The sequence below is a fragment of the Pseudomonas sp. A2 genome, assembly GCF_023100865.1.
GTDB lineage: Bacteria > Pseudomonadota > Gammaproteobacteria > Pseudomonadales > Pseudomonadaceae > Aquipseudomonas > Aquipseudomonas asiatica.
Genome location: NZ_CP039127.1, coordinates 1,108,387 through 1,129,406, shown reverse-complemented (window position 1 = coordinate 1,129,406; position 21,020 = coordinate 1,108,387). Strand labels below are relative to the sequence as shown.

At 64.6% G+C, this 21,020-nt stretch carries 17 protein-coding genes and 1 pseudogene; 6 read left to right on the top strand and 12 right to left on the bottom strand.

Going from position 1 to position 21,020, the window contains the following annotated elements:
• Window positions 1-50 precede the first annotated feature (50 nt).
• From E5221_RS05305 to pmbA, 4 genes and pseudogenes are all read right to left on the bottom strand, one after another.
• Window positions 51-661, bottom strand: a pseudogene (locus tag E5221_RS05305) (superoxide dismutase).
• 75 nt (window positions 662-736) lie between these two features.
• A complete protein-coding gene (locus tag E5221_RS05300) occupies window positions 737-2,113 on the bottom strand; it encodes a class II fumarate hydratase (RefSeq protein WP_247846962.1) in 1,377 nt (458 codons plus the stop codon).
• A complete protein-coding gene (locus E5221_RS05295) occupies window positions 2,106-2,507 on the bottom strand; it encodes a FagA protein (RefSeq protein ID WP_247846961.1) in 402 nt (133 codons plus the stop codon). Before E5221_RS05295 ends, E5221_RS05300 begins: the two co-directional genes overlap by 8 nt.
• Before the next feature lie 242 nt (window positions 2,508-2,749).
• Window positions 2,750-4,096, bottom strand: a complete 1,347-nt coding sequence (gene pmbA / locus E5221_RS05290) for a metalloprotease PmbA (RefSeq protein ID WP_182329088.1) — start codon at window positions 4,094-4,096, stop codon at window positions 2,750-2,752.
• 108 nt (window positions 4,097-4,204) lie between these two features.
• Between pmbA and yjgA the strand changes: the two genes are divergently transcribed.
• On the top strand, window positions 4,205-4,726 hold the full coding sequence (gene yjgA, locus E5221_RS05285; RefSeq protein WP_003255152.1) for a ribosome biogenesis factor YjgA: 522 nt from the start codon (window positions 4,205-4,207) through the stop codon (window positions 4,724-4,726).
• A gap of 118 nt (window positions 4,727-4,844) precedes the next feature.
• Here yjgA and tldD read toward each other — a convergent pair whose 3' ends face one another.
• The 8 genes from tldD to mreB all read right to left on the bottom strand — a co-directional run bounded on the left by tldD (window position 4,845) and on the right by mreB (window position 15,976).
• Window positions 4,845-6,284, bottom strand: coding sequence for a metalloprotease TldD (gene tldD, locus E5221_RS05280; protein WP_024086333.1), 1,440 nt, complete (start codon window positions 6,282-6,284; stop codon window positions 4,845-4,847).
• A 2-nt stretch (window positions 6,285-6,286) separates the two neighbouring features.
• Window positions 6,287-7,138, bottom strand: coding sequence for a carbon-nitrogen hydrolase family protein (locus E5221_RS05275; RefSeq protein ID WP_247846959.1), 852 nt, complete (start codon window positions 7,136-7,138; stop codon window positions 6,287-6,289).
• An 8-nt stretch (window positions 7,139-7,146) separates the two neighbouring features.
• On the bottom strand, window positions 7,147-10,980 hold the full coding sequence (locus E5221_RS05270; RefSeq protein ID WP_247846958.1) for a YhdP family protein: 3,834 nt from the start codon (window positions 10,978-10,980) through the stop codon (window positions 7,147-7,149).
• A gap of 82 nt (window positions 10,981-11,062) precedes the next feature.
• The gene (gene rng, locus E5221_RS05265; RefSeq protein WP_013971067.1) at window positions 11,063-12,520 is read right to left on the bottom strand and encodes a ribonuclease G; all 1,458 of its coding nucleotides are present in this window, start codon (window positions 12,518-12,520) and stop codon (window positions 11,063-11,065) included.
• 54 nt (window positions 12,521-12,574) lie between these two features.
• Entirely contained in the window at window positions 12,575-13,186 is a 612-nt protein-coding gene (locus E5221_RS05260) for a Maf family protein (protein ID WP_061551950.1), read from the bottom strand.
• A 33-nt stretch (window positions 13,187-13,219) separates the two neighbouring features.
• The gene (mreD, locus tag E5221_RS05255; protein WP_015269051.1) at window positions 13,220-13,708 is read right to left on the bottom strand and encodes a rod shape-determining protein MreD; all 489 of its coding nucleotides are present in this window, start codon (window positions 13,706-13,708) and stop codon (window positions 13,220-13,222) included.
• The gene (gene mreC, locus E5221_RS05250; RefSeq protein WP_080604844.1) at window positions 13,708-14,772 is read right to left on the bottom strand and encodes a rod shape-determining protein MreC; all 1,065 of its coding nucleotides are present in this window, start codon (window positions 14,770-14,772) and stop codon (window positions 13,708-13,710) included. Before mreC ends, mreD begins: the two co-directional genes overlap by 1 nt.
• A 166-nt stretch (window positions 14,773-14,938) precedes the next feature.
• A complete protein-coding gene (gene mreB, locus E5221_RS05245) occupies window positions 14,939-15,976 on the bottom strand; it encodes a rod shape-determining protein MreB (RefSeq protein WP_003255163.1) in 1,038 nt (345 codons plus the stop codon).
• Window positions 15,977-16,181: 205 nt separating this feature from the next.
• Between mreB and gatC the strand changes: the two genes are divergently transcribed.
• The 5 genes from gatC (at window position 16,182) to E5221_RS05220 (ending at window position 21,015) form a co-directional block, all read left to right on the top strand.
• Window positions 16,182-16,469, top strand: coding sequence for an Asp-tRNA(Asn)/Glu-tRNA(Gln) amidotransferase subunit GatC (gene gatC, locus E5221_RS05240; protein WP_003255165.1), 288 nt, complete (start codon window positions 16,182-16,184; stop codon window positions 16,467-16,469).
• A 15-nt stretch (window positions 16,470-16,484) separates the two neighbouring features.
• Window positions 16,485-17,936 carry an Asp-tRNA(Asn)/Glu-tRNA(Gln) amidotransferase subunit GatA gene (gatA, locus tag E5221_RS05235; protein WP_024086328.1) on the top strand — a complete coding sequence of 484 codons (1,452 nt, stop codon included), beginning with the start codon at window positions 16,485-16,487 and terminating at the stop codon, window positions 17,934-17,936.
• 11 nt (window positions 17,937-17,947) lie between these two features.
• Window positions 17,948-19,393, top strand: a complete 1,446-nt coding sequence (gene gatB / locus E5221_RS05230) for an Asp-tRNA(Asn)/Glu-tRNA(Gln) amidotransferase subunit GatB (protein WP_013971062.1) — start codon at window positions 17,948-17,950, stop codon at window positions 19,391-19,393.
• Window positions 19,394-19,536: 143 nt separating this feature from the next.
• A complete protein-coding gene (locus E5221_RS05225; protein ID WP_023662789.1) occupies window positions 19,537-19,911 on the top strand; it encodes a septal ring lytic transglycosylase RlpA family protein in 375 nt (124 codons plus the stop codon).
• A gap of 60 nt (window positions 19,912-19,971) precedes the next feature.
• The gene (locus E5221_RS05220) at window positions 19,972-21,015 is read left to right on the top strand and encodes a calcium/sodium antiporter (RefSeq protein WP_247847725.1); all 1,044 of its coding nucleotides are present in this window, start codon (window positions 19,972-19,974) and stop codon (window positions 21,013-21,015) included.
• Window positions 21,016-21,020 lie beyond the last annotated feature (5 nt).

The following is a 21,020-nucleotide window of genomic DNA, read 5'->3' as shown; positions in this document are numbered from 1 at the left end:
CAGGCGCACACGGCTGACGGACATCATCTGGGAGCGCATACCGGGGAGACTCACTTCAGGGTTTCGAGGTAGCGGCGCTCCACTTCCGCCCAGTCAATGACGTTGTAAAAGGCACCGATGTATTCCGGACGACGGTTCTGGTACTTCAGGTAATAGGCATGCTCCCACACGTCCAGGCCGAGGATTGGCGTGTTGCCGTGCATCAGCGGGCTGTCCTGGTTGCCGCTGCTTTCCACTACCAGCGTTTTCTGCGGGGTCACGCTGAGCCAGGCCCAGCCACTGCCGAAGCGGGTCAGCGCAGCCTTGGTGAAGGCCTCCTTGAAGGCATCGAAGCCGTCCAGTTGGGCGTCGATGGCCTGCGCCAGAGCACCCTGCGGCTCTCCCCCGCCCTGCGGCGACATCACGGTCCAGAACAGGCTGTGGTTGGCGTGCCCGCCGCCATGGTTGGTCACCGCACCACGCAGGTTTTCCGGCAGTTGCCCGACCGCGCCGAGCAGTTTTTCCACCGGCCACTCAGCCCACTCGGTGCCTTCGATGGCGGCGTTGAGGCCAGTGACGTAGGTCTGGTGGTGCTTGGTGTGGTGGATTTCATGGTCTGCGCGTCGATGTGCGGTTCCAGCGCAGCGTAAGCGTAAGGCAGTGCAGGCAAGGTATGGGGCATATCAGTGAATTCCGTAGGCATGGGTTGGGCGATGACCAACGCGGCCACCGCTGGCGCTTGGGCCGTGACTCAGTGTCAGATACCACCGGCGGTGAGTTTTTCGGGGTCCAGTAGCGCTTCCAGCTGGTCACGCGACAGGTCGGTGTGCTCCAGCGCCACGTCGATGATCGGACGGCCCTGTTTGTAAGCGGTCTTGGCGATTTCAGCGGCCTTGAGGTAGCCGATGATCGGGTTCAGCGCCGTGACCAGAATCGGGTTGCGTGCCAGGGCTTCCTTGAGCTTGCTTTCGTTGACCTTGAAGCTGGCGATGGCCTTGTCGGCCAGCAGGCGGCTAACGTTGGCCATCAGCTCGATGCTCTCCAGCAGGTTGCGGGCGATCACCGGCAGCATCACGTTCAGCTCGAAGTTGCCGGACTGGCCAGCGATGGCAATGGTGGCGTCATTGCCGATCACTTGGGCGGCGACCATGGCGGTGGCCTCTGGAATCACCGGGTTGACCTTGCCAGGCATGATAGAAGAGCCCGGCTGCAGACCTTGCAGCTCGATTTCGCCCAGCCCGGCCAGCGGGCCAGAGTTCATCCAGCGCAGGTCGTTGGCAATCTTCATCAACGCCACGGCGGCAGTCTTGAGCTGGCCGGACAGGGCCACTGCGGTGTCCTGCGAGCCGATCAGGGCGAACAGGTTTCGCCCGGGGGTGAACTCGACCTGGGTCAGGCCGCTGAGCTGGCGGGCGAAACCAGCAGCGAATTGCGGGTGGGCGTTGATGCCGGTACCCACGGCCGTGCCACCCTGGGCCAGCGCCTGCAGGCTAGGCAGGGTCGCTTCGATGTGTGCCTTGGCGCCATTGATCTGTGCCGCCCAGCCATCCAGCACCTGGCTCATGCGCACCGGCATGGCGTCCATCAGGTGGGTGCGGCCGGTCTTCACGTACTGATGCACCTGTGCCGACTTGGCCTCGATCACCTGTACCAGGTGCGCCAGGGCGGGCAGTAGCTGCTCGTGCAAGGCCAGGGCGGCGCTGACGTGAATGGTGGTCGGGATGATGTCGTTGCTGCTCTGGCCGCAGTTGACGTGGTCGTTGGCGTTGACGGCTTCACCCAGCACGCGGCTGGCCAGTGTGGCGATCACCTCGTTGGCGTTCATGTTCGAGCTGGTGCCGGAGCCTGTCTGGAACACATCCACCGGGAAATGCTGGATGAAGTCACCCGCCAGGAGTTGCTCGACTGCCGTTACGATGGCCTGGCCTTGCGCGGTCGACAACTGTTCCAGTTCGACGTTGGCCTTGGCCGCGGCAGCCTTGGCCAGCAGTAATGCACGAATGAACTGGGCCGGCATGCGCTGGCCGCTGATCGGGAAATTGTCGACCGCGCGTTGGGTCTGGGCACCGTACAGGGCCTGGGCCGGCACCTGCAGTTCGCCCATGCTGTCACGCTCGATACGGGTATCACTCATCATCAGATCCTTGCATCAGTTCATCGGGAGAAATCGACGGCAGCAGGCGGCAATTGGCCAACTGCATGGCGTAGGGCTGCCAGCGCTGGTTCTGTGCCTCGCGGTCGAGGTTGCGCAGGTCCAGCAGCGGGCGCCAGGCCTGGTCCAGGCACAGGCAGCGCCAATGCCAGGGCAGCATGCGGTCGCAGGCGGTATCCAGCAGCAGGCGGAAGGAGGTCAGCGCCACCGTCCATGGCGAGGTCTCGGTGCAGCACACCAGGTAACGGCCTTCAGCCAGGTAATGCTCGATCAGGCGCGGTTCGTCGGGCTCCAGCGCACAGCGGATGCGCCGGCTGAGCCAGCGCCAGTTTTCCAGGTAGGGCAGTTCGCGGAGGACGGGTTTCATGAACATCATCGCCGGGTTACTGGAGAATGATATTAATTATTAAATGATAAACAGAATCACTTCAACAAGAAGCTGATGGAACAAAAAACCCGGCGCGCGGGCCGGGTCTTTGGTTTCATTGAAAATTCTGTAGTGCCTGCACCGGCCTCTTCGCGGGTAAACCCGCTCCCACAGGAATCGCATAAGGCTCAGTCTTGTGCAGTACCTGTAGGAGCGGGTTTACCCGCGAAGAGGCCGGTACAGGCTATGAATCAGCTACCCGCCACAGTCATCCGCTCGATCAGCACCGACCCGGTGTGAATGTTGCTGCGGGTCTCAAGATCGCTGCCGATCGCGACAATCTGCTGGAACATGTCTTTCATGTTCCCGGCAATGGTCACTTCCTGCACCGCGTGCTGAATCTCGCCATTCTCGACCCAGAAGCCCGCCGCGCCACGGGAATAATCACCCGTCACCATGTTCAGGCCATGCCCCATCAACTCGGTCACCAGCAGCCCTCGGCCCATGCGCCGGATCAGCGCCGCCTGGTCTTCGACCCCATGGCTGACGAACAGGTTGTGCACGCCGCCGGCATTGGCCGTGCTTGGCAAACCCAGCTTGCGCCCGGAATAGGTACCCAGCAGGTACGACACCAGCTCACCCTTGTCGACGAACGGCTTGGCATAGGTAGCCAGGCCATCGCCGTCGAATGCGGCACTGCCCAGTGCCCGCGGAATGTGCGGGCGCTCGTCGAGGGTCAGCCAGGTGGGGAACAGGCGCTGGCCGATGGTCCCCTCCAGGAACGACGACTTGCGGTACAGGTTGCCGCCGGAGATGGCCGACAGGAAGCTGCCGAATAAGCCACCTGCCAGCTCGGCCGAGAACAGCACCGGCACCTCGCAGGTCGGCACCGGCCGCGCACCCAGACGGCTGGCTGCACGCTGGGCAGCGCGCATGCCGATGCTACGCGGGTCGGCCAGCAGGTTGCCCTGCCGGTTCACGTCGTACCAGTAGTCACGCTGCATCTGGCCGTCGCCTTCGGCGATCATCACACAGCTCAGGCTGTGCCGGGTCGAGGCGTAGCCACCGATGAAACCATGGCTGTTGCCATACACGCGGCAACCCTGGTGGGTATTGAGGGTGGTACCGTCGGCATTGAGGATACGCGGGTCGGCGTCGAACGCCGCCGCTTCGCAGGCCAGGGCCATCTCGATGGCCTTCTCTGGCTCGAGGTTCCAGTCGTGGTACAGGTCCAGGTCCGGGATCTCGCGGGCCATCAACGCTGCGTCGGCCAGGCCGGCACATTCGTCCTCGGAGGTATGCCTGGCAATCGCCAAGGCTGCGGCGACGGTTTCGCGGATCGCTTCCGGGCCACTGGCCGAGGTGCTTGCCGAGCCTTTGCGCTGGCCCACATAGAGGGTGATGCCAAAGCCCTGGTCGCGGTTGAACTCGACCGTCTCGACCTCTCGCTGACGTACCGTGGTGGACAGGCCCTGCTCCAGCGACACCGCCACTTCGCAGGCACTGGCCCCCTGGCGGCGCGCCTCGGCGATGATCGCCTCGACCTGCTCCTGCAATGCTGGCAGGTCCTTCGGACCTACGCTCTGGACTGCACTCATGGTTCTCTCCACTCAAATTCTGCGTTCGGCGAGGGTCATTCTACGACCGGGCCGGACAAGCGGCCCCCGACTGGTTATCATGGCGGCGATTTCTAGCGGACTGCCACCATGGTTGATTCAAACGACGACGCCTTCGACGGCGAAAAAAGCAAAACCCAGATCAAGCGCGAGCTGCATGCGCTGGTCGAACTCGGCGAGCGCCTTACCACGCTCAAGGCCGATACCCTGGCTCGCCTGCCGTTGACCGACGAGCTGCGCAAGGCCCTGGCCGAAGCCAGCAAGCACACCGCTCACGGTGCCCGCAAACGCCACATGTCGTTTGTCGGCAAGCTGATGCGCGTGCAGGACCTGGATGCCATCCACGCTCTGCTCGAACAGATGGACAGCTCGACCCGCCAGTACAATGAGCGCTTCCACAGCCTGGAGCGCTGGCGCGACCGGTTGATCGACGGTAATGACGAAGACCTCGAACGCTTCGTCAACGAATACCCCGACACCGACCGCCAGCAGCTGCGCTCGCTGGTACGCCATGCCCAGCACGAGAAGGCCCGGAACAAGCCGCCTGCCGCCGCGCGCAAGGTGTTCAAGTACATCCGCGACCTCGACGAGCTGCAGCGCGGATTGCGCTGATCGCCATGGGGCCGCTTTGCGGCCCATTCGCAGCACAAGGCGGCTCCTACAGAAATACGCGATCCCTGTAGGAGCAGCCTTGTGCTGCGAATGGACCGCAAAGCGGTCCCTGAAGCCATCACGCCCCTGTACCGCCCACGGTGATCGCATCCAGCTTCAAGGTCGGCTGCCCGACCCCCACTGGAACCGACTGCCCGTCCTTGCCGCAAGTCCCTACCCCGCTGTCCAGCGCCAGGTCGTTACCGACCATCGACACCCGGCTCATCGCCTCCGGGCCGTTGCCGATCAGGGTCGCCCCCTTCACCGGCGCGGTAATCTTGCCGTCTTCGATCAGGTAGGCCTCACTGGTCGAGAACACGAACTTGCCGCTGGTAATGTCCACCTGGCCACCGCCGAGGTTGGCGCAGTAGATACCCTTCTTCACCGAAGCGATGATTTCCTGCGGGTCGCTTTCGCCCGCACGCATGTAGGTGTTGGTCATGCGCGGCATCGGCAGGTGCGCGTAGGATTCGCGGCGGCCGTTGCCGGTCACCGCCATGCCCATCAGGCGCGCGTTCAGCTTGTCCTGCATGTAGCCCTTGAGCACACCGTTCTCGATCAATGTGGTGCACTCGGTCGGGGTGCCTTCGTCATCCACGCTCAGCGAGCCACGGCGGCCTTCGAGGGTGCCGTCGTCGACAATGGTGCACAGGCTCGACGCCACTTTCTCGCCAATGCGGCCGCTGAACGCCGAACTGCCCTTGCGGTTGAAGTCACCTTCCAGGCCATGGCCGACAGCCTCGTGCAGCAGCACGCCCGACCAGCCCGAACCCAGCACCACCGGCAGGGTACCAGCCGGTGCCGGGATCGCCTCCAGGTTCACCAGGGCCTGGCGCAGCGCTTCGCGGGCATAGCCCATGACCCGCTCTTCGGTGAAGAAGCGGTAGTCGGTACGCCCGCCACCGCCCTGCCCGCCACGCTCGCGGCGGCCGTTCTGCTCGACGATTACGCTGACGTTGAAGCGCACCAGCGGGCGCACGTCGGCGGCCAGGCTGCCATCGGCCGCAGCGATCAGGATGCGTTCCCATACCCCGGCCATGCTCACACTGACCTGCTGGATACGCGGGTCCAGCGCGCGGGTGGCGGCGTCGACACGCTTGAGCAGCTCGACCTTCTCGGCACGGCTGAGCACATCCAGCGGGTTGTCCGCCGGATAAAGGGCAGTCACGTCCTGGCTGCGGAAGGCCTGCACCTTGCCGTTCTGCCCGGCACGGGAGATCGAACGGGCGGCACGGGCGGCCGAGGTCAGCGCTTCGAGGTTGATTGCGTTGCTGTAGGCAAAGCCGGTCTTTTCACCGGACTGGGCACGCACGCCCACGCCCTGGTCGAGGTTGAAACTGCCCTCTTTGACGATGCCGTCTTCCAGCGCCCAGGTTTCCGAGATCTGGCCCTGGAAATACAGGTCGGCGGCATCGATGCCGGGGCCGGCCAACTCACCCAGCACGCTCTGCAGGCTGTCCAGGGTCAAGCCGCCTGGGGCCAGGAGCTGCTCGCTGACGGTGGATAACATCTGGCTCATAGTCACTCCGAGGTGTGCGCAGGCCGCAACGCGCCCTGCGAGAAAAAGCGCCGGTGCGATACCACCGGCATGCGCGCCCGGATGGACGCTTGTTCGTCAATGTCGCGTTCGGCGAGCAATACTGCTTCACCTTGCGCCTGTGCAGCGACGATGCGCCCCCAGGGGTCGACGATCGCCGCATGGCCATGGGTTTCCCGTGGCCCCGGGTGGGTGCCGCCCTGTGCCGCAGCCAGCAGGTAGCACTGGGTCTCGATGGCCCGGGCGCGCACAAGCACTTCCCAATGTGCCGCGCCCGTTACCGCAGTGAAGGCGGCTGGCGCAGTGATAAGTTCCGCGCCGGCGGCGCGCAGTGCGCTGTACAGTTCGGGGAAGCGCAGGTCGTAGCACACGCTCAGCCCCAGCCGCCCTACTGGCGTATCGGCCACCACTACCTGGGCGCCGTGGGCATAGTCGTCGGACTCGCGGTAACGGCCACGATTGTCGGCAACGTCCACATCGAACAGGTGCAGCTTGTCATAACGTGCCGCCACCTCACCGTGTTCGTCGATCAGCAGCGAGCAGGCATGGGCCTTGGCTTCAGGTTGGCCGACCGGTGGCAATGGCAAGGTACCGGCGACAATCCATAACTTGAGGTCGCGGGCGGTGCGTTTCAACCATGGCAGGATCGGCCCTTCGCCCAACGCTTCGGCGCGGCCGATGGCAGCGGCGTCCTTGCGGCCCATGGCAGCGAAGTTTTCCGGCAGCACCGCCAGCCGTGCGCCGCCAGAGGCGGCCTGCGCCAACAGGGCACCGGCGCGCTGCAGGTTGGCCAGCACATCGTCCTGGCTGACCATCTGGATTACAGCTGCCTTCATGGGCACTCCTAGCGGGATTTCTCGAAAGGTTTCACAAATGTGATTCTAGGCTCTTTCACCGGACCTTCGACACGGTAGTGCACGCTGGCGAAGCGTGACACCCGGTCACCGATCAGCCGGTCCACCAGGAACAGCGCCCCGCCCACGGCTGGCGCGCCGACAATCAGGGCTGCCAGCGGCAGGTTGTTGGTCACTGGCAGACTTACCTGCAGGTTGGCATCGACCCGGTCGCGCACCAGGTCCAGTGTGCCGTCCAGCTCGAAGTTGCTCGACGGGCCGGTCACAGCGATTGGCTCGCGGGTCACATAGACACCGTCACTGGCTACCAGCAAGCCTTTGACACGGTCGTAGGCCAGGCCCTTGTCGAACAGGTCGGAGAAGTCCAGGCGCAAGCGCCGGCCGATGGAGTTGAAGTTCAGCAGGCCGAACACCCGCAGCGCCTGGGCACTGCCCTCGACCTCAACGAACTGGCCGGTGCGCAGGGCTGCGTCCATGCTGCCGGAGAAGCGCTTGAGGCTCACCGAGGCCGGCGAACCCGGCCAGCGGCCATCCACATCCAGGCGGAAGTCGCGGCTGGTCACGGTCGGTGCAAAGCCCCAGGCCTTGAGCACATCCGCCAGGTTCTTGCCGTCCAGGCGCCCTTTGTACCAACTGCCGGTTTTTCCCGGTTCGCCTTCCCAGCCACCGCCACCATCGATACGCAGGCCTTTGAAGTCGAGGTCTATATCGCTGGCGGTCACGCCACGCGCGGTCGGCCGCAGCTTGAGCGACGCACTGCCGTACAGGTCGTCACCGCGATAGAGCTTGTCAATGCTCAGGTCCAGCGCCGGAACCTTGCGCGGGTCGAACGAAGCCAGCGGGTCCGGGCCCTCCTCGGCCTGTGCCTCTGCCTGCTTTTCCGCCGCGCTGGCGGCGGGCAGGCGCAAGGTCTGCATGCGCACCACCATTGGCGCACCCTTGGCATCCGGCATCCGGGCGTTGCCGATGACTTCCTTGCTATCGAGGCGCAAATCCCAGGCGGGGCCGCCACGGGCCAGGCGCACCACGGCCTGGTTCAGGTCCAGGCCAAAGGCTTTCAGCTGGCCGATGCTCAGGTCTACGCCTTGCAGGTTCTGCCTCGCGCTACCGCCCGGGTCATCGCCGGCCAGGCGCGCCGCCTGTTCCTGCCAGGGCCCCAGGTCCAGCGTCTCCAGGTGCCCGCGCACTCGCAGGCCCTGGCCGGCAGGTACCTGGGCGTCACCGGTGCCCAGCAGCAACTCGCCACGGCCCTGCCCCAGCTTCTCGGCCGGCGCGGCGTAGGCAAAGCGGGCAAGGTCGGTGTAGGCGACATCGAAGCGCCGCTCCGGCCCCTGCAGGGTCATGCTGAAACGGGTGTCACGGGTATCGGACGCTGCCTTGCCAAAGGGTGCTGGCAGGTCGATGGCCAGGCCCTTGAGGCTGGAATTGACGCTCAGGCGGTTGTCTCGGCTACCCAGGCTGACCTGCAACTGGTACGGCAGGTCGCCGGAAGCCGGCAAGGCCTGGTTGAACTGCAGCCAGTCGGTCAGTGCCTTGAGCGACACCTGGCCGCTGGCGTTGACGCGTGTCTGCATCTGCCCGGGCTGGCCTTCGGCGGTGATTTGCGCCGTCACCGGCTTGCCGAAGGCCTGCAGGCTGATGCCCTTGCCGCTCAGGCCCTTGTCCAAATCGAAACTGAAGTCACCCTTCAGGCGGCTCAACTCCAGGCTCGGCGGCGCCACCTTCAGCCGGGCATCGTCGGTGGCAAAGTCCACCTGCACTTTCGGCCGCTGCCCGCGGGCCAGCGGAATGTCGAGCTTGACCTTGCCCTTGAGCGGCCCCTCGCCCTCCCAGCCGGCAAATATCTCGCCAGTGCCGATTGGCGCCTCCTTGAGGATCTTCAGGCCATCGCCCAGGCTCCCGTCGAAGTCACCATCGAGGTACAGGTGGCTTTGCTGGCCCTCGTCGACATGCGGGATATCGACGCTCACATTACTGACCTTGGTGTCGAGGAGTACGCCACGCTGGGCCTTGATGCGCACACCACTGTCCTCGATGAACACATCGCCATCCACGTGCTGCACCTGCGGCCAGCCCGGCTGGAAGTCCAAGGCTGCATCACGCACCTTGAAGAACAGGCTGATGCTGCGGGCTTCCGGCGCGACACCATGGTTCAGCGAGCCTTGGTACTGGAAGTAGCCTTCGTCCACCGTGCCTTTGACGATCGCACTGCGCAGCCATTCGTCGAGTGCCGGGCTGAGCACCTCGGGCAGGTACTTGGCGGTGTAGCGGCCATCGCCTTCGGTCAGGCCGACGCGCAGGTCCATGTAGTCTTCACGGCCTTCTTCGAACAACAGGCGAATGAGGAAGTCACCGGCGATCTTGCCCTCCTCGCCCAGTACCTTGAGGTAAGGCGCGACCAGGGTGAAACCCTCCTTGTCCAGGGCCCAGGTCAGGCGCGCATTGGCCTTCTGGTAATGCCAGGGTTTGGCGAAGATCGGGTACAGGTGCAGCATGAACGCATCGGTATCAAGGCGCAGTTCGCCATGACCAAGGTCTCCGCTGATGCTGCCGCTGACGTTACCGGCTGCCGGGGCGTTGTGATAGGCATCGAAACCGACCTTCTCCAGGTTGGCTTCGAACTGCAGGCGCTGGTCACCCTCAGCCTTGGGCCGGGCTACCAGACGCACATTGCGCAACGCGCCGGTCACATTCAGGCCATCGACCACGGCCATGACCTTGTCCGGCAGTGGCGCCAGGGCATCGACGAGCGGTGTCAACGGCGTGAGGTCGAGGCGGTCGGCCTGCACGTTCCAGCTTTCCGCGGCAGCGTCCTCGCCTGGACGCTGCTGCATTTGCAGGTGCGACTCCCAACGTGTCTTGCCGACGTCCATGGCCAGGGAGTCGACTACCACATCGAAGCCTTGTTCCTGGCGCTGGAACCAGGCACCCAGGGCCAGGTTGTTCAGCCTGGCCGCCTTGCGCCCGGCATAGGCACCGTGCAGCTCCGGTGCATTGAGGCGTACAACGGCCTGCTGCAACTGCCCCTTGCTCCAGTCGACCCAGAACTCGCCGCCCGCCCGCAGGGCGTCGGCATGCCACTGGCCCAGCAGGCGTGGCGGCAGCCAACGCGCCCAGTCACTCTGTGGCAGGCTCAGGTAGGCTTCAACCTGGCCGTCGCGCCAGGCGCTGGGCGTGGCACGACTGCGCAGGTTCAGCGAAAGCGGTTGGCCATCGGGCAGGGTCGCGCGCAGGTCCAGGGCATGGCGCGAAGCTCCGGCCTGCAGGCCAACGCTCACATAAGTGAGGGTCAACGGGTCGCGCTGCCAGGGGTGCAGGGTGACCTGACTGTCGAACACATCGATCCGGCCCAACTGGCGCAGGCGCTGCAACAACTCGGCAGGGTCAAGCGGCGCATCGTCCTTCTTCGGCAGGCCTTCGAGGCTCCAGGCGCCCTGCTCGTTCTCGCGCAGGATCAGTTGCAGGCCGCCCAACTGAATGCGTGCCAGGCGTACCTCGCGGGCGGCGAGGCTGGCCCAGACATCGGGTACCACCTTGACGTCGTCCAGGCGCAGAGCCGTGGCCCCCTCGCCCAGTTGCAGGTCGCGCACCCGCAGCACCGGTGCCAGGCCGCTCCAGCGGCCTTCCAGGGCACCAACGTGCACGGGCAGGCCCAAAGCCTGCTCGGCCTTGCTTTCCACATCGGCGCGATACTCGGCCACCAACGGCACCAGTTCGCGGCCGAGGCTGACATACAGCGCCACCAGTACCGCCAGCAGGGCACAAACGCCCAGCGCCCAGCGGGTCAAGGCGACAAGAACGCGGGTCAGACGTCCCATGGCCATTGCCCTCCAGGTCGTTTATCCATGATGGCCCGTAGCCCCGGATTTTCCAGCCCGGGCCACCTGCGGCGCGTTTCAGAAGGCCTCAGAGCAGCACCACATCGTATTGTTCCTGCGAATACATCGACTCCACCTGGAAACGAATGGTTCGGCCGATAAAGGCCTCCAGCTCCGCGACGTTACCGGATTCTTCATCCAGCAACCGATCGACCACCTTCTGGTTGGCCAGCACGCGGTAGCCTTCGGCCTGATATGCACGGGCCTCGCGCAGGATCTCGCGGAAGATTTCGTAACAGATGGTCTCGGGGGTTTTCAGCTTGCCACGGCCCTGACAGGCCAGGCAGGGCTCGCACAGCACCTGTTCCAGGCTTTCGCGTGTGCGCTTGCGGGTCATCTGCACCAGGCCCAGCTCGGTGATGCCGATGATGTTGGTCTTGGCGTGATCGCGCTCCAGCTGCTTTTCCAGCGTGCGCAGCACCTGGCGCTGGTGCTCCTCGTCTTCCATGTCGATGAAGTCGATGATGATGATGCCGCCGATATTGCGCAGGCGCAGTTGCCGGGCGATGGCGGTGGCGGCCTCGAGGTTGGTCTTGAAGATGGTCTCTTCAAGGTTGCGATGGCCGACGAAGGCGCCGGTGTTCACATCGATCGTGGTCATCGCTTCAGCCGGGTCGACCACCAGGTAGCCACCGGACTTCAGCGGCACCTTGCGCTCCAGTGCACGCTGGATCTCGTCCTCGACGCCATACAGGTCGAAAATCGGCCGTTCGCCCGGGTAGTGTTCGAGGCGGTCGGCGATTTCCGGCATAAGTTCGCCAACGAACTGCGTGGTCTTCTGGAAGGTTTCCCGCGAGTCGATGCGGATCTTCTCGATCTTCGGGTTGACCAGGTCACGCAAGGTACGCAGGGCCAGGCCCAGGTCCTCGTAGATGACCGTGGGCGCACCGCAGGTCTTGATCTGGGTGCCGATCTGCTCCCACAGGCGGCGCAGGTAGCGAATGTCCTGCAGGATCTCTTCAGCGCGTGCGCCTTCGGCGGCGGTACGCAGGATGAAGCCACCGGCGTCCTTGATGTTCTCGCTTTCCATGCAGTCGCTGACTACCTGCTTGAGGCGCTCGCGCTCGGCTTCGTCTTCGATCTTCAGGGAAATGCCGACATGGCTGCTGCGCGGCATGTATACCAGGTAGCGCGACGGGATCGACAGCTGGGTGGTCAGGCGCGCGCCCTTGGTGCCGATCGGGTCCTTGGTCACCTGCACCACCAGGGCCTGTCCCTCGTGCACCAGAGCGGTGATGTTCTCTACCGCCGAGCCTTCGCGCTGGGATATTTCCGAGGCATGGATGAATGCCGCGCGCTCCAGGCCGATGTCGACGAAGGCCGCCTGCATGCCCGGCAGCACACGCACCACCTTGCCTTTGTAGATATTGCCGACGATGCCCCGGCGCTGGGTGCGCTCGACATGCACTTCCTGCAGCACCCCGTTTTCCACCACCGCCACGCGCGACTCCATCGGGGTGATGTTGATCAGGATCTCTTCACTCATGGCAGGCTCTCGTCAAAGGTCTTGGATAATGATGGATGGCGTATGCAGTGCTGGCTACCGCTGGTTTGTTACCTCTGGCGTATGCGCGGGCGATTGCCAGCAGGCAATGCCGAATTGGCCAAGCAGTTCGGCCGTTTCACTGAGGGGCAAGCCGACCACCGCCGAGTAGCTGCCGGAAAGGCCGGTGACGAACACCGCGCCCAAGCCCTGGATGGCATAGCCGCCGGCCTTGTCCGCGGGCTCACCGCTGGCCCAGTAGCGTTGCGCTTCCTCGGCGCTGATCGCACGGAAGCGCACCTTGCTGGTGACGCACAGGCTGTGCACGCGCTGGCCATCGCTCAGGGCGACCGCGGTCAATACCTGGTGCTCGCGGCCCGAAAGGTCGGCCAGCATGGCCAGGGCATCTTCGCGGTTTTCCGGTTTGCCGAGAATACGACCATCGAGCACCACGGCAGTGTCTGCGCCCAGCACCACAGCCGGACCTTCAAGGCAGGCCAGGCCGGCGGCAGCCTTGGCCCGGGCCAGGCGCTCGACGTAGGCCGGGGCGCTTTCATCGGGCAGTGGGGTTTCATCGATGGGGGCACTGACGACACTGAACGGCACACCGATCTGGGCCAGCAGTTCACGACGACGGGGCGAGCCGGAGGCCAGGTATAGCGGGTTCATGCAGACATCTCCCTGTCAGTCGCGGCGGCGCCGTCAGTTGATATGCAAGCGTCGGCGCAGGTCGCGCAGGGCGAAACTGATCCACGGCCAGAGCAAGGCACTGATTACCGCTGACCAGACCAGCGCCAGGGTGGGCAGCCGGTTGCCGGTCAGCGCGCTGAGCCACAGCTGGATCAGCTGGGCAATGCCGAAGATCACCAGAATCACCAGGCTCTGCTGCCACATGGGAAACATGCGCAGGCGCTGCTGCAAGGACAGCACCAGGAAGGTGATGAGGGTGAGGATCAGCGCGTTCTGCCCCAGCAAGGTGCCATACAGCACATCCTCGGCCAGGCCCAGCACGAACGCGGTGGTCATGCCGACCTTGTTCGGTACGGCGAGGGTCCAGAACGACACCAGCAAGGCCAGCCACATGGGCCGGAACACTTCCATGAACTGCGGCATGGGCGAGACGCTGAGCAGCAGGCCGATGGCGAAAGTCAGCCAGATGACCCAGCCGTTGTTGCGGCGTGATGCAGCCATCATTGCCTCCGGGTGTGAGCGGGTGCGGCAGGCGCTGCAGCCGGCGTGGCAGGTGCGGCCACCGGAGCTGCAGGCTGCGCAGCCGGGGCTGTCGGGGCCGCTGGTGTGGCCGGCGTGGCAGGGGCACTGCCAGCTGGTGCGCCCTGCTCGCCCGTCGTGGCCGGCTGGCCTGGGGCCGAGGTGCCCTTGCGGTCAGCCTCCTCCTGGGCAATGGCGGCATCGGTGGCGCGCTGTTCCGGGCTGCGCCGGTCGCTGAACACCAGCAGCATGTAGCGGCTGCGGTTGAGCGCGGCGGTTGGGATGGCACGAACGATGGCGAACGGCTGGCCGGAATCGTGGATCACTTCGTTGACCGTAGCCACCGGGTAACCGGCCGGGAACCGTTGCCCCATGCCGGAACTGACCAGCAGGTCGCCTTCCTTGATGTCGGCGGTATCGGCCACATGGCGCAGCTCCAGGCGCTCCGGGTTGCCGGTGCCGCTGGCGATGGCGCGCAGGCCGTTGCGGTTGACCTGCACCGGGATGCTGTGGGTGGTATCGGTCAGCAACAGTACCCGCGAGGTGTACGGCATCAGCTCGACCACCTGGCCCATGAGGCCACGGGCATCGAGCACCGGCTGGCCAAGGAACACGCCATCACGCTCGCCCTTGTTGATCAGGATGCGGTGAGTGAACGGGTTGGGGTCGACACCGATCAGCTCGGCCACTTCGACCTTTTCGTTGACCAGCGCCGAGGAGTTGAGCAGTTCGCGCAGGCGCACGTTCTGCTCGGTCAGGGCCGCCAGCTTCTGCAGGCGCCCCTGCAGCAGCAGGGCTTCGGTCTTGAGCTTTTCGTTCTCGGCGATCAGTTCCGTACGGCTGCCGAACTGGCCGGCCACACCTTGCCACGCACGCTGCGGCAGGTCGGTGATCCAGTACGACTCCATGAGTACCAGGCCCATCTGGCTGCGCACTGGTTTGAGCACGTCGAAGCGCGCGTCGACAACCATCAACGCGACCGACATCACCACCAGGACGAGCAGGCGAACGCCCAGCGAAGGGCCCTTGGAGAAAAGCGGTTTAATGGGCCGTTCCTCGTGGACGACTCAGGAGGTCATTGGACATGGGACAACGCACCAGCCTGGTTGCGGGTTGACGGATACGGCGCCCCGAACGGGCGCCAGCCCAGCACATACAGGTAGCACTGTGCGTACTACCTGTAAACCGGGCGCTCGTGAACAGCGAGCGGAATCACTCGCTGGAGAGCAGGTCCATCGCGTGCTTGTCCATCATCTCCAGGGCGCGACCGCCGCCACGGGCGACACAGGTCAGCGGGTCTTCGGCGACGATCACCGGCAGGCCGGTTTCCTGGGCCAGCAGCTTGTCCAGGTCACGCAGCAGTGCGCCACCACCGGTCAGCACCAGGCCACGCTCGGCGATGTCCGAAGCCAGCTCGGGCGGCGATTGCTCCAAGGCACTCTTGACTGCCTGGACGATGGTCGCCAGGGACTCCTGCAGCGCTTCGAGCACTTCGTTGGAGTTCAGGGTGAAGGCACGCGGTACGCCCTCGGCCAGGTTGCGGCCGCGCACGTCGACTTCACGTACTTCGCCGCCCGGGTAGGCAGTACCGATTTCCTGCTTGATGCGCTCGGCGGTGGACTCGCCGATCAGGCTGCCGTAGTTGCGGCGCACGTAGGTGACGATGGCTTCGTCGAAGCGGTCACCGCCAACGCGGACGGATTCGGCATAGACCACGCCGTTCAGGGAGATCAGCGCGATTTCAGTGGTACCACCACCGATATCGACGACCATCGAACCGCGGGCTTCTTCGACCGGCAGGCCGGCACCGATGGCCGCGGCCATCGGCTCTTCGATCAGGAACACTTCACGGGCACCGGCACCCAGCGCCGATTCGCGAATGGCGCGGCGCTCTACCTGGGTCGACTTGCACGGCACGCAGATCAGCACGCGCGGGCTCGGCTGCAGGAAGCTGTTTTCGTGAACCTTGTTGATAAAATATTGCAACATTTTTTCGCAGACGCTGAAGTCGGCGATGACGCCGTCCTTCATCGGACGAATGGCAGCAATGTTGCCAGGCGTACGGCCCAGCATGCGCTTGGCTTCGGTACCGACGGCGACGACGCTTTTCTGGTTGCCATGGGTACGGATGGCAACAACCGAGGGCTCATTCAGGACGATACCGCGCTCACGCACGTAAATAAGGGTGTTGGCAGTACCCAGGTCGATGGACAGATCGCTGGAAAACATGCCACGCAGTTTCTTGAACATGGGAAAGTGACCCTGGGGAAAGCGTGGGTAAAAAAGTGCGGCAAACTCTAACAATGGCAGGGATTTTGGGCAAGGAGCCAATATGTTAAATTGGCTGTTTTTCCGAGCACGCCAGCAGAATTTCGCGGCCGTTAGACCGCCAGAAAGCTGACATGTTCCTCACTGCGGACCCGAATTCCGGTCTTTGTTTCCCCTGGAGATCCCCATGGCGCTTGAACGCTGCGACGTGGAAAAGATCGCCCATCTGGCCCGTCTGGGCCTGAATGATGGCGAACTGCCACGCATTACTGACGCACTGAACAGCATTCTCGGGCTGGTCGACCAGATGCAAGCGGTCGACACTACTGGCATCGAGCCACTGGCCCATCCCCTGGAGGCCAGCCAGCGCCTGCGTCCCGACCAGGTCACCGAGAGCAACCAGCGCGACGCCTACCAGGCCATCGCGCCGTCGACCGAAAGCGGTCTGTACCTGGTTCCCAAAGTCATCGAGTAAGGGATAGTGCCTGCCATGCATCAATTGACCCTGGCCGAGATCGCCCGCGGACTCGCCGACAAGTCGTTTTCCTCCGAAGAGCTGACCGGCGCCCTGCTGGCGCGAATCAAGCAGCTCGACCCGCAGATCAACAGCTTCATCAGCGTCACCGAAGACCTGGCCCTGGGCCAGGCGCGTGCCGCCGACGCCCGTCGCGCCGCTGGCGAAACCGGCGCGCTGCTGGGTGCCCCGATCGCCCACAAGGACCTGTTCTGCACCAACGGCGTACGCACCAGCTGCGGCTCGAAGATGCTCGACAACTTCAAGGCGCCGTATGACGCCACCGTGGTTGCCAAGCTGGCCGAAGCCGGCATGGTCACCCTGGGCAAGACCAACATGGACGAATTCGCCATGGGTTCGGCCAACGAATCCAGCCACTACGGCGCGGTGAAGAACCCATGGAACCTTGAGCACGTCCCGGGCGGCTCGTCGGGCGGTTCGGCCGCGGCAGTGGCTGCACGCCTGCTGCCAGCCACCACCGGCACCGACACCGGCGGCTCCATCCGCCAACCGGCGGCACTGACCAACCTCACCGGCCTCAAGCCAACCTACGGCCGCGTGTCGCGCTGGGGCATGATCGCCTACGCCTCCAGCCTCGACCAGGGTGGCCCGCTGGCCCGTACCGCCGAAGACTGCGCCCTGTTGCTGCAAGGCATGGCCGGTTTCGACGCCAAGGACTCCACCAGCATCGAAGAGCCGGTGCCGGACTACAGCGCCAACCTGAATGCTTCGCTGCAAGGCCTGCGCATCGGCCTGCCGAAGGAGTACTTCGGTGCCGGCCTCGACCCACGCATCGCCGACCTGGTCCAGGCCAGCGTCAAGGAGCTGGAAAAGCTCGGCGCGGTGGTCAAGGAAATCAGCCTGCCGAACATGCAGCACGCCATCCCGGCCTACTACGTGATCGCCCCCGCTGAAGCCTCGTCCAACCTGTCGCGTTTCGATGGCGTGCGCTTCGGCTACCGCTGCGAGAACCCGAAAGACCTCACCGACCTGTACAAGCGTTCGCGTGGCGAAGGCTTCGGTGTCGAAGTGCAGCGCCGCATCATGGTCGGCACCTACGCCCTGTCGGCCGGCTACTACGACGCCTACTACGTGAAGGCGCAGCAGATCCGCCGCCTGATCAAGAACGACTTCATGGCCGCCTTCAACGACGTCGACCTGATCCTCGGCCCGACCACGCCAAACCCGGCCTGGAAGCTCGGCGCCAAGAGCAGCGACCCGGTCGCCGCCTACCTGGAAGACGTCTACACCATCACCGCCAACCTGGCGGGCCTGCCGGGCCTGTCGATGCCGGCCGGCTTCGTCGATGGCCTGCCGGTCGGCGTGCAGCTGCTGGCGCCATACTTCCAGGAAGGCCGCCTGCTCAACGTCGCGCACCGCTACCAGCAAGTGACCGACTGGCACACCCGCGCCCCCAACGGCTTCTGAGGAATTCACACATGCAATGGGAAGTTGTGATCGGGCTGGAAATCCACACTCAGCTCGCCACCCAGTCGAAGATCTTCTCCGGCAGCGCCACCACCTTCGGTTCCGAGCCGAACACCCAGGCCAGCCTGGTTGACCTGGGCATGCCTGGCGTACTGCCAGTACTGAACCAGGAAGCCGTGCGCATGGCGTGCATGTTCGGCCTGGCCATCGATGCCGAGATCGGCAAGCGCAACGTGTTCGCGCGCAAGAACTACTTCTACCCGGACCTGCCCAAGGGCTACCAGATCAGCCAGATGGACCTGCCGATCGTCGGCAAGGGCCACCTGGACATCGCCCTGGAAGACGGCACCATCAAGCGCATCGGGGTAACCCGCGCGCACCTGGAAGAAGATGCCGGCAAGAGCCTGCACGAAGACTTCAGCGGCTCCACCGGCATCGACCTGAACCGTGCCGGCACCCCGCTGCTGGAAATCGTCTCCGAGCCCGACATGCGCAGCGCCAAGGAAGCCGTGGCCTACGTCAAGGCAATCCACGCGCTGGTGCGTTACCTGGGCATCTGCGACGGCAACATGGCCGAAGGCTCGCTGCGTTGCGACTGCAACGTGTCGATCCGCCCGAAAGGCCAGGCCGAGTTCGGCACCCGCTGCGAGATCAAGAACGTCAACTCGTTCCGCTTCATCGAGCGCGCGATCAACAGCGAGATCCAGCGCCAGATCGACCTGATCGAGGACGGCGGCAAGGTGGTACAGGAAACCCGCCTGTACGACCCGAACAAGGACGAGACCCGCTCCATGCGCAGCAAGGAGGAAGCCAACGACTACCGTTACTTCCCCGACCCGGACCTGCTGCCGGTGGTGATCGAGGACAGCTTCCTCGAAACCGTCCGCGCCGGCTTGCCGGAACTGCCGACGCAGAAGGTCGAGCGCTTCCAGAACCAGTACGGCCTGTCGGCCTACGACGCCAACGTGCTGGCTTCCAGCCGCGAGCAGGCGGACTACTTCGAGGAAGTGGTGAAGATCGGTGGCGATGCCAAGCTGGCTGCCAACTGGGTCATGGTCGAACTGGGCAGCCTGCTGAACAAGCTGGGCATCGAGATCGACCAGGCGCCGGTCAGCGCCGCACAGCTGGGCGGCATGCTGCTGCGTATCCGTGACAACACCATCAGCGGCAAGATCGCCAAGACCGTGTTCGAGGCCATGGCCGCCGGTGAAGGCGATGCCGACAGCATCATCGAAAGCAAGGGCCTGAAGCAGGTCACCGATACCGGTGCGATCGACAAGATGCTCGACGAAGTGCTGGCGGCCAACGCCGAGCAGGTCGAACAGTACCGCGCAGCCGACGAGGCCAAGCGTGGCAAGATGTTCGGCTTCTTCGTCGGCCAGGCGATGAAAGCCTCCAAGGGCAAGGCCAACCCGGGGCAAGTGAACCAATTGCTCAAGGCCAAGCTCGAAGGGTGATTGTTTTTCCCCTGTAGTCCTGCGAGGGCTTCGCCCTCGTTCGCGGCTAAAGCCGCTCCCACAGGTACAGCGCCGCTCGCCAGTGCAGCGCCGTACCTGTGGGAGCGGCTTTAGCCGCGAATGGCCGCACCGGAGCATTCGAATTGCTAAAACGATCCCTGAGCACCCTCGCCCTCTTCTCCCTGCTGGCCGGCTGCGCCAGCCAGGACATCGACCCCGACGGTTACGACAAGACCGGCACCGCCTCCTATTACGGCTCTCGCCACCACGGCAAACGCACCGCCAGCGGCGAACCGTTCAACCAGCACGGCCTCACCGCCGCCCACCGCAGCCTGCCCTTCGGCACCCGGGTACGGGTGACCAACCTGGCCAACCAGCGCAGCGTCGTGGTGCGCATCAACGACCGTGGCCCACACACCCGCGGCCGCCTGATCGATCTTTCACGTGCCGCCGCAGAAAAAATCGGCATGATCCGTAGCGGAACCGCGCGCGTGCGAGTACAAGGGCTTAGCGACTGACGCGACAGGAGTCCGACCATTTTCGACCTGGCTACCCTACCTACCTCCAGCCTCCTGCAACTGGGCATCGCCCTGCTGTTGCTGATCGGCGGTGCCGAACTGCTGGTTCGCGCAGCCCTGCGCCTGGCCCAGCGCCTGCACGTACGCCCGCTGATCATCGGCCTTAGCCTGGTGGCCTTCGGCAGCACTGCCCCGCAAATGACCGTGAGCCTGCAGGCCGCTTACCAGGACGCGCCGGACGTGGCGGTGGGCAGCGTTATCGGCAGCAACATATTCAACGTATTGGTCATTCTCGGCCTGGCCGCACTGATCATCCCGCTGCGCGTGTCGCGGCAACTGGTGCGTCTGGACATTCCACTGATGATCGTCGCCAGCGGCCTGGTCTACGCGTTATCCGCCAACGGCCACCTGGGCCGGGCCGAAGGGGTGTTGCTGCTGACCGGACTGGTCGGCTACCTGGCAATGCTTTGGCACCAGTCGCGCCACTACGCCCGCACCTACCCCGCACCGACCACCATCACCAGCAGCGCCGGGCGCTTCTGGTCGGGCACGCTGTTGCAGGTGCTGGCCGGCCTGGGCCTGCTGAGCCTGGCGGGTCACTTGTTGCTGGAAGCCGCCGTGGAGGTGGCCACCGACCTGGGCCTGTCCGAGCGCATCATCGGCCTGACCGTCGTTGCCATTTGCACCTCCCTGCCGGAACTGGCCGCTGCGCTGATCGCCGCCCTGCGCGGTGAGCGGGAAATCGCCGTGGGCACAGTGATCGGCAGCAACCTGTTCAACCTGCTGGCCGTGCTGGGCCTGACCGCGCTGGTCACTCCCGAGCCGCTGTCGATCTCGCCCAACGCCTTGGCCTTCGATCTGCCGGTAATGCTGGGTGTTGCTGCGCTGAGCCTGCCGGTGTTCTATTCCGGCTACCGCATCACTCGCGCCGAAGGCCTGGTGTTCCTCTGCCTGTACCTGGCCTATGGGCTGCACGTGGCGGCATTTACCATGGGCATGCCACTGGCCGGCCGCCTGGAGCGGTTGATGCTGTTCTACGTACTGCCGGTGCTCGCCATGGTGTTGCTGTACACCACCGCACGAGCCTGGCGCCGCCAACACTAAGGAAA

Excerpts from the sequence above, each read along its gene's own strand:
- gatB (WP_013971062.1), top strand. The coding sequence starts at position 17,948 with ATGCAATGGGAAGTTGTGATCGGGCTGGAAATCCACACTCAGCTCGCC.
- gatC (WP_003255165.1), top strand. The coding sequence starts at position 16,182 with ATGGCGCTTGAACGCTGCGACGTGGAAAAGATCGCCCATCTGGCCCGT.
- pmbA (WP_182329088.1), bottom strand. The coding sequence starts at position 4,096 with ATGAGTGCAGTCCAGAGCGTAGGTCCGAAGGACCTGCCAGCATTGCAG.
- gatA (WP_024086328.1), top strand. The coding sequence starts at position 16,485 with ATGCATCAATTGACCCTGGCCGAGATCGCCCGCGGACTCGCCGACAAG.
- yjgA (WP_003255152.1), top strand. The coding sequence starts at position 4,205 with ATGGTTGATTCAAACGACGACGCCTTCGACGGCGAAAAAAGCAAAACC.
- rng (WP_013971067.1), bottom strand. The coding sequence starts at position 12,520 with ATGAGTGAAGAGATCCTGATCAACATCACCCCGATGGAGTCGCGCGTG.
- tldD (WP_024086333.1), bottom strand. The coding sequence starts at position 6,284 with ATGAGCCAGATGTTATCCACCGTCAGCGAGCAGCTCCTGGCCCCAGGC.
- mreD (WP_015269051.1), bottom strand. The coding sequence starts at position 13,708 with ATGGCTGCATCACGCCGCAACAACGGCTGGGTCATCTGGCTGACTTTC.
- E5221_RS05295 (WP_247846961.1), bottom strand. The coding sequence starts at position 2,507 with ATGATGTTCATGAAACCCGTCCTCCGCGAACTGCCCTACCTGGAAAAC.
- E5221_RS05270 (WP_247846958.1), bottom strand. The coding sequence starts at position 10,980 with ATGGCCATGGGACGTCTGACCCGCGTTCTTGTCGCCTTGACCCGCTGG.
- E5221_RS05260 (WP_061551950.1), bottom strand. The coding sequence starts at position 13,186 with ATGAACCCGCTATACCTGGCCTCCGGCTCGCCCCGTCGTCGTGAACTG.
- E5221_RS05275 (WP_247846959.1), bottom strand. The coding sequence starts at position 7,138 with ATGAAGGCAGCTGTAATCCAGATGGTCAGCCAGGACGATGTGCTGGCC.
- mreB (WP_003255163.1), bottom strand. The coding sequence starts at position 15,976 with ATGTTCAAGAAACTGCGTGGCATGTTTTCCAGCGATCTGTCCATCGAC.
- E5221_RS05300 (WP_247846962.1), bottom strand. The coding sequence starts at position 2,113 with ATGAGTGATACCCGTATCGAGCGTGACAGCATGGGCGAACTGCAGGTG.